The following is a 14674-nucleotide window of genomic DNA, read 5'->3' as shown; positions in this document are numbered from 1 at the left end:
GTAATGAACCGACAGTCCGGACCGACCTCACTCCGCTGCAGCAGCGGGGCATGGATATCGTTCGGCGGCTGCGCGGCGAGTTCGTCAAGAAAACACCCCCGGCGGGGTCGGAACCGCGCATCGGCGTGGCGCTCGGCGGCGGCTCGGCGCGGGGCCTCACCCATATCCCCTTCATCGAGGCGATGGACGAGCTCGGGCTCAAGCCCAGCGTCATTTCGGGCACCTCGATCGGCGCGCTGATCGGGGCCGGCTGGGCCAGCGGCATGGCCGGGCGCGAGTTGCGCGAACATTCCATCGACGTGCTGGGCACCATGCGGATGATCGCCGGACGACTGTGGGGCGCGCAGATCCGCAACCTCGGCAGCTTTTTTCAGAACGGGTTCAACGTGCAGCTCGACGCCACCCGCGTCGTCGATGCCTTTTTGCCCCAGCCCTTTCCGCTCGAGTTCAAGGAACTCAGGATCCCCTTTTACGTCGTCGCCACCGATTTCCAGTCCTGGCATCAGGTGGTGTTTTCAGAGGGGGCGCTGCGCGAGGCGATTGCAGGCTCGATCGCCATTCCGAGCCTGTTCAAACCGGTCGCCTTCGCCAATCATCTCCTCGTGGATGGCGGCGTGGTCAATCCGCTGCCGCTCGATCAGGCCGCCGGTGCCGATATCCTCGTCGGCATCGACGTCAACGGCGACCCCAGCGAGCAGATGACCAAGATCAATCACAACGCCATCGACGTGTGGTTCGGCTCGGCGCAGATCATGATGCATTCGCTGACCGCGCACATGATGGCGGCCTATCCGCCCGACATCTATGTGCGCCCGCACCTCAACAGCTTCGGCGCCCTGGAATTCTGGCGGGTGCGCGAGATCATCGCGCATGTCGAAAAGGACAAGGATCACTTCAAGCGCGCGCTGGAAGCCAAGATCAACGCCTTCCAGACCCATCAGGAAGACTCGATGCGCGCGGAAGATCGCTAGCGGCGCTCGGCGAAGAAGCTTTTCAGCAGCGCGGCGGATTTGCCCGCGCCCAGCCCGCCGATAACCTCGGGTCGATGGTGGCAGGCGGGGCTCGCGAACAGCCTGACGCCATTGTCCACCGCGCCGGCCTTGGGGTCTTCCGCCCCATAATAGACCCGGCGCAGCCGCGCATGGGCGATGGCCCCGGCGCACATGGCACAGGGTTCCAGCGTCACATAGAGGTCGCAGCCATCGAGACGGCCGGTGCCCCGCGCCGCCAGGGCCGCGCGGATGGCGAGGAATTCGGCATGGGCCGTCGGATCGTTCAGTGCACGCATGCGGTTGCGCTCGGCGGCCAGCACGCGCCCGTCCTCGACGATCACCGCACCCACCGGCGCTTCGCCGTCAGCGGCGGCTTCGGCGGCGAGTTCGAGTGCGCGATCCATCGGCGATGAGGATTGGATGTCGGCCATGCCGATCCCTAGCGCCCGCCCGCCCCGCGGACAAGCGCCCGCTGATCAGCCGACCGCTTCGGCTGCGGGGGCCAGCACCAGCAGTTCCTCGAAATGGTTCATGTCCTCGAAGCTGCAGAAGGCCGGCGGCCGCAGCTGCAAAACCGGCGCCTGCGCGGCGATCGTTTCGACCAGTTCGTCGAACATCTCCTGCCAGGCCGGCAATTCCGCGTCGTCCAGCCAGTCGATCACATAGGCGAAAGTGATGTGAAACACATAGCTGTCGTGATCCGGGTGACGGTAGCCGAAGCGCTTCGCGAGCGCGTCGCGCCAGATGCGCAGGGCCGCATCATCGGCTGCGGACGCCGGCACCACGGTCAGCCCGGTCGGCAGCGCCTCGGCGACCCGCACCGAAAAGTCGGGGCCGCCGGGAAAATCGGCGAGCCGGTCGCCGTAAATGCGCGTCATCTCGTCGATCGCTGTTTCGAGCGGCTGGTCGTCAGGCCAATAGGGCCGCCGGCGCCGCCCTTCGATGATCCCCTGGAACAGGGTCATGTGCAGACTGGCAAGCGGCGTGAAGGCCAGTTGCCCGGCGTCGGGCATCGTCATCAGCCGCGCACGCGCCTTGGCGAGCGCCGCCTCGGTGGCCGACCCCGGTTCGAGATGACAGACCACGGTGTTGCCCGGCTCGGGCAGGAAGCGCCCGGTCGCGTCATAGCGCGTGCCGAAATGGGCCGGCGGAAGATCGTTGGCACTCTTGGCGAACCGCATCAGCGCGGGCGAGACGGCAGGCTCTCGGGTCATCAGGCTCTCCATGTCGGCGCGACACTAGGGGAGAGCGGACACAGCCATATGACACTCTGCGGGGTGCGCCACGCGAATGCTCGAGCCTTCGCATTTGTTCCATCAACTATTGTTTATATAATTTGGTCAGTGTGAACGATCGTTCTGCTGATTTGGTTGCGCGTTTATTTTCGCCAAAATAAATATATCTGCGTTGCTTTTCTTGACGATAACGCAACTCTTGCCCTCACCCGCACGTAGCTGCTTTCGCTACAGGACATGAGGAGCAAGAACATGAAAAATGACTTCAAGATTGATCGCCGTCGACTGCTGAAGTGGTCCGGCACCGCCGGAGCGACGCTGGTCATCGGCGGAATTGCGCTGCCCAATTTCGGGATCACCAGTGCGCTCGCGGCCGATCTGGGCGAAGGCGATGTCGGGGTGCTGAACTATGCCTACGCGCTCGAGCAACTCGAGGCGGCCTATTACACCATGGTCATCGACAACCCCTATGAGGGCATCACCGAGGACGAGACCGCAATTCTCACCGACCTTCGCGACCATGAGGTCACCCATCGCGACTTCCTCAAGGATGCGCTCGGCGACAACGCCATTCCGGCACTCGAGGTCGACTTTTCCGCAGTGGACTTCACGTCCCGCGACTCGGTGCTCACCACGGCGCGGACCTTCGAAGATCTGGGCGTCGGGGCCTATAACGGCGCCGGCAAGCTGATCGAGAACGGCGACTATCTGCTGGCCGCCGGCAAGATCGTCTCCGTCGAAGCCCGTCACGCCGCTGCCATCCGCGACCTGCTCAACCCGAACAGCGTCGCCTTCGCCGGCCCGGACGTGGTCGACGAGAACGGCCTCGACGTCGCCTATGCGCCCGCCGACGTACTGCCCAAGGCAGCGCCGTTCATCACCACCGATGTCACCGCCAACTCGCTGGTCTGAGGAGAAACACCATGACACACCAGAACCAGAACACCATTCTCGGCGGCCTTGATCCCGAGCTGGTCGAGCGCGTCGATGCCGGCAAGCGCGACTTCTTTTTCGGCAATGCCGGAAAGCTCGCCCTGCTCGCCAGTGCGCCGCTCGCCATGGCCGTCGGCGCCACCCAGGCCTTCGGTCAGGAGTTGCCGCAGGACATCAAGGACGTCCTAAACTTCGCGCTGACGCTCGAGCATATCGAGGACTATTTCTACCGTTCGGGCCTCGGAGCCGACGGCCTGATCCCGCATGAATATGTCGATATCTTCCGCCATATCGGGTTGCACGAAGCCGAGCATGTGGCGCTGCTCGAAAGCGTCCTCGGGGCCGATGCCGTCAAGCGGCCGGCGATCGATGCGACAGCGGGCGGCAAGTACGATGACGTCCTGACCAATTTCGACACCTACCTGACCCTCAGCCAGACGTTCGAGGATCTCGGCGTCGCGGCCTACAAGGGCCAGGCCGGCAATCTCATGGCCAATGACGACATCCTGCAGACCGCCCTGCAGATCCACTCGGTCGAAGCCCGTCACGCCGCGATCGTGCGCAAGATCGGCGGCAAGAAGAGCTGGGATGGTGCCTTCGACGAGCCGATGAGCAAGGACGAAGTGCTCGCTGCCGCGCAGCCGTTCCTCGCCTGATCCCCGCCGCCGGCGACGATCGGACGCGTGCACGAGAGGCCGCCTTTCGGGGCGGCCTTTTTCGTCATCTTGCGGCGCTTTCCATCGGTTAGCAGCGAACATCTGGTGACGCGGCGCCTTGGGTGTATGACAGGCGGCCCACGGCGCCTATTTTGGCGATCAGGAGAATCGCCCTTGCCCATCCGCCAACTCAGCGAAGACCTGATCAACCGCATCGCCGCCGGCGAGGTGATCGAGCGGCCGGCCAGCGTCGTCAAGGAACTGGTCGAAAACGCCATCGATGCCGGCGCGTCGCGAGTCACCGTCACCACCGGCGCGGGAGGCAAGGCGCTGATCCGGGTCGAGGACGATGGCATCGGCATGACTGCCGACGATCTGGCGCTGTCGATCGAGCGTCATGCCACCAGCAAGCTCGACGAGGAAACGCTTGACGATATCCGCACGCTGGGCTTTCGCGGCGAGGCGCTGGCCTCGATCGGCTCCGTTGCGGCGCTCTCCGTCGCCTCGCGCACCGCCGAGGCCGACAGCGGGCTGCGGGTCGCGGTGGCCTATGGCAAGCGCAGCCCGATCGTGCCGCAGGCGATGAACCGTGGCACCATCGTCGAGGTGCGCGAGCTCTTCTCCAATACGCCGGCGCGGCTGAAATTCCTCAAGTCCGACCGGGCCGAAGCCGGCGCCATCACCGATGTGCTGAAGCGGCTCGCGATGGCCAATCCGGGTGTCCACTTCCGCCTCGAAGGCAGCGACCGCGCGCCGCTCAACTGGCCGGGCACGCCACGCGGTCCCGAGGCCATGGCGGCGCGGCTCGCCCAGGTCATCGGCGCGGATTTCGCCGAGAACGCGGTGACGCTCGAAACGGTGCGCCATGGCGTCGTGGTCCGAGGCCTCGCCGGGCTTCCCACCTTCACCCGCGCCAATTCGCTCAGCCAGTTCTATTTCGTCAATGGCCGCTCGGTGCGCGACAAGGTGCTGATGGGCGCCATCCGCGCCGCCTATGCCGATTACACCTTCCGCGACCGCTTTCCGGTGGTCGCCCTCTATCTGGCGGTCGACCCGCAGGCGGTGGACGTCAACGTCCATCCGGCCAAGGCAGAGCTGCGCTTCCGCGACCCGGGCGGCGTGCGCGGGGCGGTGATCCGCGCTATCTGGGATGCGCTCGAAGCCGCGGGTCACCGGGCGTCCTCCAGCGTGGCAGAAGACGTGCTCGAGGCCTTCCAGGCGCCGATGCCTGCCGCCGCACCTGCGGCCCCCTCGTCGGCCCCTGCCCCCGCCGCGCCGTCTGGCTATCGGCCGCCCCCCGCCTCCGCCCCGGCCCCGCAGACCTTCACCGGCTTTGCCGAACCCAGCGCACGGTTCGACGCCACGCCGGAACCGACCCCTGCCCCCGCCGCCGACTATCCGCTCGGCACGGCGCGGGCGCAGATGTTCGACAATTTCATCGTCGCGCAGAACGGCGACAGCCTTCTGCTGGTCGATCAGCACGCGGCGCATGAACGGCTGGTCTACGAGCGCTTCAAGGCGCAGCTGGCCGATGGCCCGGTCGCCAGCCAGATGCAGCTGATCCCGGTGATCCTCGAACTGCCCGAGGAAGATTGCGACCGGCTGCTCGAGGCGGCCCCGGTGCTCGAAAAGCTCGGGCTGCGGCTCGAGAACTTCGGGCCGCGCGCCATCGCCGTGCGAGAAACCCCGGCGCTGCTCGGCCAGGCCGATGTGCACGGGCTGGTGCGCGATCTGGCGGATGGTTTGGCCGAATGGGATTCAGCCGCGGCGCTCGGCGAGCGGCTCGACGCCATCATCGGCCGAATGGCGTGCCATGGCTCGGTCCGCTCCGGTCGACGCCTGCGCCTCGAGGAAATGAACGCGCTGCTGCGCGACATGGAAGCGACGCCGCATTCCGGCCAGTGCATCCACGGCCGCCCCACCTATGTGGAGCTGAAAAAGGGCGACATCGAACGGCTGTTCGGCCGGACGCGGTAGCACCGCGAGCCGCTCGTCAAAAAGCGATCAGGCCTGGGTAATCAGGTGAATGGCCGCCGCGCCATATTCGCGCCGGTCTTCGAGCACGAAGCCCTCGGGCAGCGCCAGTTCGACCTCGGCGCTCTCTTCCAGCACCATGAGCGTCTCCGGCTTCAGCCAGCCGCCGGCGCGGAGCGAATCGAGCGCCTGTTCGCCCAGCCCGCGGCCATAGGGCGGGTCGAGAAACACCAGGTCGAGCGGCCCCATATTGCCGACGGGGCCCATGGTCGTCGCATCGCGGCGCAGCAGCTTGGCGATGCCGGCAATGCCGAAGTCCTGGATGTGATCTCGGATCAGCCCGCGTGCCTCGGCGCCGGTCTCGACGAAAATGCAGCTCGCGGCGCCGCGCGACAGGGCCTCGAGCCCCAGCGCGCCGGTGCCGGCGAACAGGTCCGCCACTTTCAGCCCGTCGAAGCGCGGCGACAGCCGGCTGGCGAGAATGTTGAACAGCGATTCGCGCACCCGGTCGGCGGTCGGCCGGATGCTGTCATCGGACGGCGAGAGCAGGGTCTTGCCGCGGAACTTGCCAGCGACAATCCGCATCAGCCGCGCGGCTTTCTGGGGCCACGCGGCGCACCGCCATCGGGACGCGGCCCGCGGCTGTCAGGCCGTCCGCCGCCGGGACGTCCAGCGCCCGGACGACCGCCCGTCGGCCGGCCACCGGGTTTGCCATAGCCACCGGGTTTGCCGGATTTGTCGAAACCGCCGGGCTTGCCATAGCCACCCGGCTTGGCGCCACGGTCGAAGCCCCCCGGCTTGCCGCCAGGCTTGCCCTGATACTGCCGCCCCGGCTTGTCGCCCGGGCCACGCGCCGGCCGATCGCCGGCGGGCTTGCCGCCATAGCTGCGCTGCGGGGCGCCGCCATCGGGCCGCGGCCCACGCTGCGGACGGTCACCGAAATCCCGCTTCGGGCCGGCATTGAAATCGCGCTTGGGGCGATCGCCGAAATCGCGTTTCGGCCGGTCGGGAAAATCGCGCTGCGAGCGCTCGCCACCGCGGCCGGCGCGCACCTCCTGCCGGTCGCCGGCACCGCGCTTGGGCCGCTCGGCCCAGTCCGGCCGGGCCCCGCGCTTGCTGCCATCGAAAGCGGGCTTCCCCCCCGCACGCGGCGGGCGCTTGCCGAAGGGCTTGTCGCCCCGGTCATCGTCATCGCGCCGCTTGGGCTTCAGCTTCACCTCGCCCTGGGTGCCATCCTCGAAAAACACGCGCCGGGTCTGGGAGACTTCGGGCTCGCGCATCGGGCGTGACGGACGGGCCGGCTCGAATCGTCCCGGACGTCCCTTGTGGGCCGGCCGGTCGGCGTCGTTGCGCTCTGGGGTCGTGCCGTCCTCGAAGCGGAAGCGGCTCACCACATCGCGGCGCGGCGTATCGCGGCTCAGCGGCTTGCCGGGGGCCGCGGCGCGCAGATTTGGGTTTACCGCCTTGGGCCGGTTGACGTCGATCTCGGGCATTTCGCTGTCGAAATCGGTGTTGGCCTCGGCGGCGAGGCGCTTGCCCAGCTGCTCGCGCAGCACGCGGGCGGGCACGGTCTCGACCTTGCCGACGCCGATGTCGCCGAGCTGGAACGGGCCGAAGCTGATGCGAATCAGCCGGTTCACCTGCAGGCCCAACTCGCCGAGGACGTTCTTGACCTCGCGGTTCTTGCCCTCGCGCAGGCTGAGCACCAGCCAGACGTTGGAGCCCTGCTCGCGTTCGAGCACGGCGTCGATCGGGCCATACTGGATGCCGTCGATCTCGATGCCGTCCTTCAGCCCATCGAGCTGCTGCTGGGTGATCGAGCCGAAGGCGCGCACGCGATAGCGGCGCAGCCAGCCGGTCGCCGGCAGTTCCAGAACGCGCTTCAACCCGCCATCATTGGTGAGCAGCAGCAGGCCTTCGGTATTGATATCCAGCCGGCCGATGGAGACGACGCGCGGCAGGCCGAGTTCGTCGAGATGATCGAAGATCGTCTCACGGCCCTCGGGGTCCTTCTCAGTCACCACGAGGCCCGGCGGCTTGTGATAAAGCCAGACGCGGGTGCCCTGGCGGGCGGCCAGCGGCTCGCCGTCGACGGCGACCTTGTCGCGTTCGGAGACGTTGAAGGCCGGGGTCAGCACCTTGCGGCCATTGACCGTTACGCGGCCATCCTTGATCCAGCCTTCGGCGTCGCGCCGGGAACAGAGGCCGGAACGCGCGATGACCTTGGCCAGCCGTTCACCGGCCGCTGAGGATGCGGGGATATTGGACATTCTTGGAACTCCTGCGGGCCCTCATGGGCGGCGCATCTTTCGAGTTGGGGTCAGCCCCCGAGAGACTTGCGAATCTCGGGCGGGCAGGACGGATCGGTGAGCGGCACGAGCTCACCGTTGGCCGCGAGGCAGACGAGATCCTGCCCCTTGACGGTGGTATAATAGTCTTCCGGCGGCAGGTAGAGCGGACGCTCGGCCCGCTGCACGGCGGCACCCTGCATCCGCGCGGTCATGCGGCGGGTTTCCTCGGCGGTCAGCGGACGTCCGGACTGGGTGCGGCCATCAAGCACACGCGCGTTGCGCAGGCGCCGCAGGTCGGCCTCGGACACGCCTTCGATGCGAACGGTGTCCGAATCCTCGGGCAGCTGGGCGGCGGCGGTGCGCTCGCGCGGCGCGGGCAACGACGCCGTCTTGGGCATCACCAGCGGTCCACGCGGGGTGACGTCCTCGTCCTTTTCTTCACGCTCGATCATGCCGAGACCGCGCAGCGTCTCCGTCGCGACTTCGCGCTCGAACGTGCCGATATCGGTGAAGGCGTTGGTGCCCTCGGTGGTGGTGCAGGCGCTCAGCGCCAGCGCACTCACGAGGCCAAGGGACAACAGCACGCCCCGGGTCACGGCTTGGCTAACGGGCCGTCGCCCGGACAGTTCACGCAGCATTGAGACTTCCCTTATTCCCCTGCGGTGGCCTTATAGACCATGAGGGGCCGTAAAACCAGATTGAGGCGCCAATACGATCACAGCTGTTTGCGGCGGCCGATCCCCACCAAATCGAGGATCAATAGCAACACTCCTGCCGAGATGGCGACGTCGGCAATGTTGAAGATGTAGAACGAATAGGCCTGCCAGTGAAAATGAAAAAAGTCGGCGACGGCGCCGTAGAGCAACCGGTCGAGCGCGTTCGATAGCGCGCCGCCCAGGCACAGCATCAGCGCAAAGCGCACCAGCATATCAGGTGTCCGCCACCACCAGATGGCCAGCGCCGTCATCGCCACCAGTGCAATCAGTCCAAGAACCAGCGGCGGCATCGTATCGAGCAGGCCGTACGAGACGCCGGTGTTCCACACCAGCACATAGTCGAAGAAGTCCGTGACCCGGACCACTTCGCCACCGCGCCAGCCGGCCAGCTCGATCTGCGCAAACTTCTGCCCGCGATCGAGCGCGAACACAGCGAGCCCCACCAGCAGGGACGGCACCAGATAGGGGCGGCGGAGCGCGCTCATGCGGTCGCGGTCAAGCCGCTAGAGCCCCGCCGCCGCACGTTCGCGCAGGGCCTGGGCATCGCGCGGCGAGACGTCGGGATAATCCGGGTCGGACCCGACTTCCGGCAACACTTTCCACGACCGCGCACAACGGCTGCCTTCGGCGCGTTCGAAAACTACTGCGACGCCATCGACATCGTCGAGCCGGAAGGCGTCGGCGGGGCCATCGGTGTCGGTCATCGAAATGTCCGAGGTGATGCAGATCTCGGCTAGGTCCTCGCCGGTCAGCGACTCACGCAGCGCCGCGTCCGTCACATGCACCACCGGTGCCGCTTCCAGCGACGAGCCGATGGTCTTGTCCTTGCGCTGGATTTCCAGCGCGCCGGTGACGACGCGCCGCACGGTGCGGATCTTCCGCCACTTGGCTTCCAGCGCCGCATCAGCCCAGTCGGCCGGCACGTCGGGGAAGAGCTCGAGATGCACCGAGCTGTGGTCGCCGGGGTTCCGCTCCAGCCAGGCCTCTTCCATGGTGAAGGTCAGCACCGGCGCCAGCCAGACCACGAGATGATTGAACAACTGGTCGAGCACGGTCAGCGCCGCGCGGCGCTTCAGGCTCGAGATCGGATCGCAATAAAGCGCATCCTTGCGGATGTCGAAGTAGAAGGCCGACAGCTCGAGGTTCATGAAGTTCGAAACGGCCGACATGACGCGCTTGTAGTCATAGGCGTTGTAGCCTTCGCGCACCACGGCATCGAGGCTCGCCAGCCGGCTCAGCATCAGCCGCTCCAGCTCGGGCATCTCGGCAGCAGGCACGGCTTCCTCGGGCTTGAAGTGAGCCAGGTTGCCCAGCATCCAGCGCATCGAGTTGCGCAGCTTGCGATACATCTCGACGACATTCTTGATGATCTCGTCGCCGATACGGTGATCCTCGGAATAGTCGATCGTCGAGACCCACAGGCGCAGGATATCGGCGCCATACTGCTTGATGATGTCCTGCGGGGCGATGGTGTTGCCCAGCGATTTCGACATCTTCATGCCGTTGTGGTCCATGGTGAAGCCATGGGTCAGCACGCTGTCATAGGGCGCGTGGCCATTGGTGGCGCAGCTTTCGAGCAGCGACGAATGGAACCAGCCGCGATGCTGGTCTGAGCCTTCGAGATACATCGAGGCCGGGAACTTGAGATGCGGCCACTTCTGCTTGTTGCGCAGCACAAACGAATGCGTCGAGCCGGAATCGAACCACACGTCCAGGACGTCGCGCACCATCTCATAGTCGGCGACGGCGTAGTTCTCGCCGAGATAGCGTTCGGCGGCGCCGTCCTTGAACCAGGCGTCGGCGCCCTCTTCCTCAAAGCTCTGGGCGATACGGTGGTTCACCGCCTCGTCGCGCAGGATTTCGCCGGTCTCGCGATGCACGAACACGGTGATCGGCACGCCCCAGGCGCGCTGGCGCGACAGCACCCAGTCGGGCCGGTCGGCGATCATGGCGCGCAAGCGGTTCTGGCCCGCAGCGGGGTAGAACTTGGTCGCGTCGATGGCGTTCAGCGCCCGGTGGCGCAGCGTGTCCTCAGCGCCGTCCAGCGGCATGTCCATATAGACGAACCACTGGGGCGTGTTGCGGAAGATCACCGGCTTTTTCGAGCGCCAGGAGTGCGGATACTGGTGCTTCACCCGCCCGCGGGCGACCATGGCGTTGCGCGCGGCGAGTTCGGCGATGACGCGCTTGTTGGCGTCGCCCTTCTTGCCGGAATCGTCGATGACCCGCGCGGCGCCGCCCTCGGCGTCCGGCCCGAGGCCCGGCGCGTCCTTGGTGTAAAAACCTGCGTCGTCGACGACATAGGGTATCTTCGGGTCGATCCCGAGGTCCTGCAGGTGGCGGGTCGAGTCCATCCAGATGCCAAAGTCATCGAGGCCGTGGCCCGGCGCGGTATGGACGAAGCCGGTGCCGGCGTCATCGGTCACATGCTCGCCATCGAGCAACGGCACCTCGAACTCGTAGCCACCGGCGAGGCCGCGCAGCGGGTGGTTGCACGAAACGATCTTCGAGCAATCGACCGAAGCAATCCGCACATAAGCGTCGACCTTGGCCTTGGCGAAAACCTCCTCGGCCAGCTTGTCGGCGAGTACATATTTCTCGCCAACCGAAGCCCAGTTGCCCTCGGGCGCCTCGGTGACTTCATAAAGGCCGTACTCGATCCGGCTCGAATAGGAGATGGCGCGGTTCGCCGGGATGGTCCACGGGGTCGTGGTCCAGATCACCACATAGGCCGAGCCGAAATCCTCGAACGCGTCACTGTCGAAAGGCGCATTGCCCGAGTGGATCGGGAACTTCACCCAGATCGTGTCGCTCTCGTGGTCGGCATATTCGATCTCGGCCTCGGCCAGCGCGGTGCGCTCGACGACCGACCACATCACGGGCTTCGAGCCGCGGTAGAGCTGTCCCGACATCGAGACCTTCATCAGCTCGCGCGCAATCTGCGCCTCGGCATCGAAGCTCATCGTCAGATAGGGGTTGTCCCACTCGCCATTGACGCCGAGCCGCTTGAACTCCTCACGCTGCACATCGACCCAATGCTCGGCGAAGGTGCGGCATTCCTGGCGGAATTCCACCACCGGAACCTCGTTCTTGTCCTTGCCCTTGGCGCGGTACTGTTCCTCGATCTTCCATTCGATCGGCAGGCCGTGGCAGTCCCAGCCGGGGATATAGGCAGCGTTGTTGCCCAACATCTGCTTGGAGCGCGACACCAGGTCCTTCAGCACCTTGTTCAGGGCATGGCCGATATGGATATTGCCGTTAGCGTAGGGCGGGCCGTCATGCAGCGTGAACAGCGGCCGGTCCTTGGCCTGCTCGCGCTGCAGCGCGTAGATGTCCATCTTCTCCCAGCGCGCCAGCCAGTCGGGCTCGCGCTTGGGCAGTCCGGCCCGCATCGGAAACTCGGTCTGAGGCAGAAAAAGCGTCGCGCTGTAGTCGGTCTCCGCGCCGCCTGGTGCAGTGTCGGTCATCATCAAATACCCTGAAAGCTGCGGGCTTGTAGCAAGGCCGGCGCAGTGACGAAAGGCTCAATTGGGGATCGAGGGCTTCGCAACGGCCCGATCGCACCCGGCCTCGTGGTTCGAGACGCCTCATCCTGGGCCCGCCGAAAGACGCGGCGGGCACACTCCAAACCGCTCAGCACCCGTTCATCGGCATGTCAAACCCGCGGCAATTATGCAGCAGCGCCTGACACAATCCGATAACTACCTGAAAAACTTCAGCTTCTTATCGAGCTCCGAAACCGGCACGGCAAGCTGCAAATGCTTGCGCGCCTGGGTCGCGTCGCGGTTCACGGCGGCGATCAGTTCGTCGAGGCCCTTGAACTTCAATTGGCCGCGGACATGGCCGAGCAGCGCCACTTCGAGATACTGGCCATAGATCTGCTCGTCGAAATCGAAGATCCAGGTTTCGAACGGCGGGCGCTCATTGTTGAACATCGGCTTGCCATAGCTCGCGACGCCATCGAGCAGCCGGTCGCCCAGCCGCACCCGCACCGCATAAACGCCCTGCAGCAGGCCGAAGCCGGTGGGGCTTGCGATATTGGCGGTCGGAAAGCCCAGTTCGCGGCCGCGCTGGTCGCCCTTCACCACGGTACCGCCGAGGAACCAGTGGTAGCCGAGCAGCTGGCTGGCGCCCGTAACATCGCCCTCGCCCAGCGCCGTACGGATGCGGGAGGACGAGATGTGGTCGTCACCCTCATCGAGCATATCGAGGATATCGACGCCAAAGCCGTGCCGCGCCCCGGCGTCGCGCAGGAAGTCGGGCGTCCCCTTGCGCTGATAGCCGAAGTGGAAATCGGCGCCGACCTCGACGCCCTTCACCGCCAGCGCATCGACGAGGAAGCGGGTGACGAAATCCTCGGCTTCGATCTGCGAGAATTCGCGCGAGAACGGCATCACCACAATGCCATCGAGCCCCAGTGCCTCGGCCAGCCGCGCCTTCTGATCGGCATAGGTCAGGCGGAACATGAAGGGTTCGGGCGCGAACACGTCGCGCGGGTGCGGCTCGAAGGTCAACACGAGCGCTGGCACACCGAGTTCGCGGGCGCGCGCCTTGAGCGCCATGAAAACGTGCTGGTGGCCGCGGTGGCAGCCGTCGAAATTGCCGATCGCGACCATGGCGCCCTTGAGCGCCTCTGGTACCTGGTCGAGGCCGGCGAGCCTGGTGAAGCCGGTCAAATTCCTACCCGCCCTTGAAGTGCAGCGGTAATGACAAGAAACCGCGAGGCTGGCAAGGCGTCCGGCGACGCGTCTGCCATGCACGGACTGCCGGGTACCCCAACAGCCTCGCGATCAATAGGGTCGAGACTTACTTGCCGGGGATACGGCCCTCCGACTGGCGGGCGACCATCCAGCCCGGATATTCGGGCGGCAGGGCGCTGACCGTGTCGAGCCGTTCAAGCTCCTCGGCACTCAGTTCCACCTCGGTCGCGGCGATATTGTCATCGAGCTGGTCGGTGGTCTTGGCGCCGATGATCACCGAGGTCACATGCTTTTGGTGCAGCAGCCAGGCAATGGCGATCCGGGCCACCGACACGCCCTTGGCGTCGCCGATCTCGCGCATCACGTCGACCGCATCGAAGGCGCGGTCCTTGTTGACGGGCGGGAAATCGAAGGTCGTCCGCCGGGCGCCATCCGGTCCATTGCCGTCGCGGTCATACTTGCCGCTCAGCAAGCCGCCCGCCAGCGGGCTCCAGACCATCAGGCCCATCTGCGCGTCGTTGAGCAGCGGCACGATATCGCGTTCCAGGTCGCGGCCGGCGATGGTGTAATAGGCCTGCAGCGACACGAAGCGGTTCCAGCCGTGCTTGTCGGCAATCCCCAGCGCCTTGGCGATCCGCCAGGCCTGCCAGTTCGACAAGCCAATATAGCGGACATAGCCGCCGGTCACGAGATCCTCCATGGCGCGCGCCACTTCCTCGACCGGGGTCACCATATCCTGGCCGTGGATCTGGTAAAGGTCGACATAGTCGGTGTTGAGCCGCTTCAGGCTGGCTTTGACCGAATCCATGATGTGCTTGCGCGACGAGCCGCGGTCATTGGCGCCCTCGCCGACCGCGCCGTTGACCTTGGTGGCCAGCACGACATCCGAGCGCTGGCGGCCGGCATTGCGGATCGCCTGGCCGGTGATCTCCTCACTGCGCCCGCCGGAATAGACGTCGGCGGTATCGATGAAATTGATGCCCGCATCGAGCGAGCGGGTGACGATGGCATCGGCTGCGTCCTGGTCGAGCTTGCCGACATTGGCCCAGATGCCGTCCGTGCCACCAAACGTCATGGCGCCAAGGCAAAGTTCTGAGACGAGCAGGCCCGTCCCACCGAGTGTGTGGTAACGCATGATGTGCGTCCTTTCGGATTTTGGCGATGTGTGAAGTCGGCA

Annotated in this window: 13 protein-coding genes; 4 read left to right on the top strand and 9 right to left on the bottom strand. The window is 65.8% G+C overall.

Annotated features, from left to right (window positions below):
* The first annotated feature begins 50 nt into the window (after positions 1 to 50).
* Entirely contained in the window at positions 51 to 971 is a 921-nt protein-coding gene (locus ACN0TK_RS12045; protein WP_417309747.1) for a patatin-like phospholipase family protein, read from the top strand.
* Here the strand turns inward: ACN0TK_RS12045 and ACN0TK_RS12040 are convergent.
* Positions 968 to 1423, bottom strand: a complete 456-nt coding sequence (locus tag ACN0TK_RS12040; RefSeq protein ID WP_417309746.1) for a nucleoside deaminase — start codon at positions 1421 to 1423, stop codon at positions 968 to 970. The genes ACN0TK_RS12045 and ACN0TK_RS12040 overlap by 4 nt on opposite strands.
* 45 nt (positions 1424 to 1468) lie before the next feature.
* The gene (locus ACN0TK_RS12035; protein WP_417309745.1) at positions 1469 to 2206 is read right to left on the bottom strand and encodes a DUF1868 domain-containing protein; all 738 of its coding nucleotides are present in this window, start codon (positions 2204 to 2206) and stop codon (positions 1469 to 1471) included.
* A gap of 273 nt (positions 2207 to 2479) precedes the next feature.
* Here ACN0TK_RS12035 and ACN0TK_RS12030 point away from each other — a divergent pair, with 273 nt between their 5' ends.
* The 3 genes from ACN0TK_RS12030 (at position 2480) to mutL (ending at position 5793) form a co-directional block, all read left to right on the top strand.
* Positions 2480 to 3139: a ferritin-like domain-containing protein gene (locus ACN0TK_RS12030; protein WP_417309744.1), complete on the top strand. Its 660-nt coding sequence runs from the start codon at positions 2480 to 2482 to the stop codon at positions 3137 to 3139.
* A gap of 11 nt (positions 3140 to 3150) precedes the next feature.
* Positions 3151 to 3816: a ferritin-like domain-containing protein gene (locus ACN0TK_RS12025; RefSeq protein ID WP_417309743.1), complete on the top strand. Its 666-nt coding sequence runs from the start codon at positions 3151 to 3153 to the stop codon at positions 3814 to 3816.
* A 174-nt stretch (positions 3817 to 3990) separates the two neighbouring features.
* Complete coding sequence (gene mutL, locus ACN0TK_RS12020) at positions 3991 to 5793, top strand: DNA mismatch repair endonuclease MutL (protein WP_417309742.1); 1803 nt, start codon at positions 3991 to 3993, stop codon at positions 5791 to 5793.
* A gap of 27 nt (positions 5794 to 5820) precedes the next feature.
* Here mutL and rsmD read toward each other — a convergent pair whose 3' ends face one another.
* The 7 genes from rsmD to ACN0TK_RS11985 form a co-directional block, all read right to left on the bottom strand.
* Positions 5821 to 6375: a 16S rRNA (guanine(966)-N(2))-methyltransferase RsmD gene (rsmD, locus tag ACN0TK_RS12015; RefSeq protein ID WP_417309740.1), complete on the bottom strand. Its 555-nt coding sequence runs from the start codon at positions 6373 to 6375 to the stop codon at positions 5821 to 5823.
* A complete protein-coding gene (locus tag ACN0TK_RS12010; protein ID WP_417309739.1) occupies positions 6375 to 8060 on the bottom strand; it encodes a pseudouridine synthase in 1686 nt (561 codons plus the stop codon). Before ACN0TK_RS12010 ends, rsmD begins: the two co-directional genes overlap by 1 nt.
* 50 nt (positions 8061 to 8110) lie before the next feature.
* The gene (locus ACN0TK_RS12005; RefSeq protein WP_417309738.1) at positions 8111 to 8665 is read right to left on the bottom strand and encodes a hypothetical protein; all 555 of its coding nucleotides are present in this window, start codon (positions 8663 to 8665) and stop codon (positions 8111 to 8113) included.
* Positions 8666 to 8796: 131 nt separating this feature from the next.
* A complete protein-coding gene (gene lspA, locus ACN0TK_RS12000; RefSeq protein ID WP_417309737.1) occupies positions 8797 to 9282 on the bottom strand; it encodes a signal peptidase II in 486 nt (161 codons plus the stop codon).
* Between the two features lie 18 nt (positions 9283 to 9300).
* Positions 9301 to 12264, bottom strand: coding sequence for an isoleucine--tRNA ligase (gene ileS / locus ACN0TK_RS11995; protein WP_417309735.1), 2964 nt, complete (start codon positions 12262 to 12264; stop codon positions 9301 to 9303).
* 234 nt (positions 12265 to 12498) lie between these two features.
* Complete coding sequence (locus ACN0TK_RS11990; protein ID WP_417309734.1) at positions 12499 to 13473, bottom strand: bifunctional riboflavin kinase/FAD synthetase; 975 nt, start codon at positions 13471 to 13473, stop codon at positions 12499 to 12501.
* A 130-nt stretch (positions 13474 to 13603) separates the two neighbouring features.
* Positions 13604 to 14632 (bottom strand): aldo/keto reductase, encoded by a 1029-nt coding sequence (locus tag ACN0TK_RS11985; RefSeq protein ID WP_417309733.1) that lies wholly within the window; start codon positions 14630 to 14632, stop codon positions 13604 to 13606.
* Positions 14633 to 14674: the final 42 nt, after the last annotated feature.

The organism is Devosia sp., from assembly GCF_048261455.1.
Lineage (GTDB): Bacteria > Pseudomonadota > Alphaproteobacteria > Rhizobiales > Devosiaceae > Devosia_A.
Note: the sequence above shows the minus strand (reverse complement) of the source record. Positions and strands in the feature narration are given on the sequence as shown.

Excerpts from the sequence above, each read along its gene's own strand:
- ACN0TK_RS12045 (WP_417309747.1), top strand. The coding sequence starts at position 51 with ATGGATATCGTTCGGCGGCTGCGCGGCGAGTTCGTCAAGAAAACACCC.
- ACN0TK_RS12025 (WP_417309743.1), top strand. The coding sequence starts at position 3,151 with ATGACACACCAGAACCAGAACACCATTCTCGGCGGCCTTGATCCCGAG.
- rsmD (WP_417309740.1), bottom strand. The coding sequence starts at position 6,375 with ATGCGGATTGTCGCTGGCAAGTTCCGCGGCAAGACCCTGCTCTCGCCG.
- ACN0TK_RS12035 (WP_417309745.1), bottom strand. The coding sequence starts at position 2,206 with ATGACCCGAGAGCCTGCCGTCTCGCCCGCGCTGATGCGGTTCGCCAAG.
- ACN0TK_RS12030 (WP_417309744.1), top strand. The coding sequence starts at position 2,480 with ATGAAAAATGACTTCAAGATTGATCGCCGTCGACTGCTGAAGTGGTCC.
- ACN0TK_RS11985 (WP_417309733.1), bottom strand. The coding sequence starts at position 14,632 with ATGCGTTACCACACACTCGGTGGGACGGGCCTGCTCGTCTCAGAACTT.
- ACN0TK_RS12040 (WP_417309746.1), bottom strand. The coding sequence starts at position 1,423 with ATGGCCGACATCCAATCCTCATCGCCGATGGATCGCGCACTCGAACTC.
- ACN0TK_RS12010 (WP_417309739.1), bottom strand. The coding sequence starts at position 8,060 with ATGTCCAATATCCCCGCATCCTCAGCGGCCGGTGAACGGCTGGCCAAG.
- lspA (WP_417309737.1), bottom strand. The coding sequence starts at position 9,282 with ATGAGCGCGCTCCGCCGCCCCTATCTGGTGCCGTCCCTGCTGGTGGGG.
- ileS (WP_417309735.1), bottom strand. The coding sequence starts at position 12,264 with ATGACCGACACTGCACCAGGCGGCGCGGAGACCGACTACAGCGCGACG.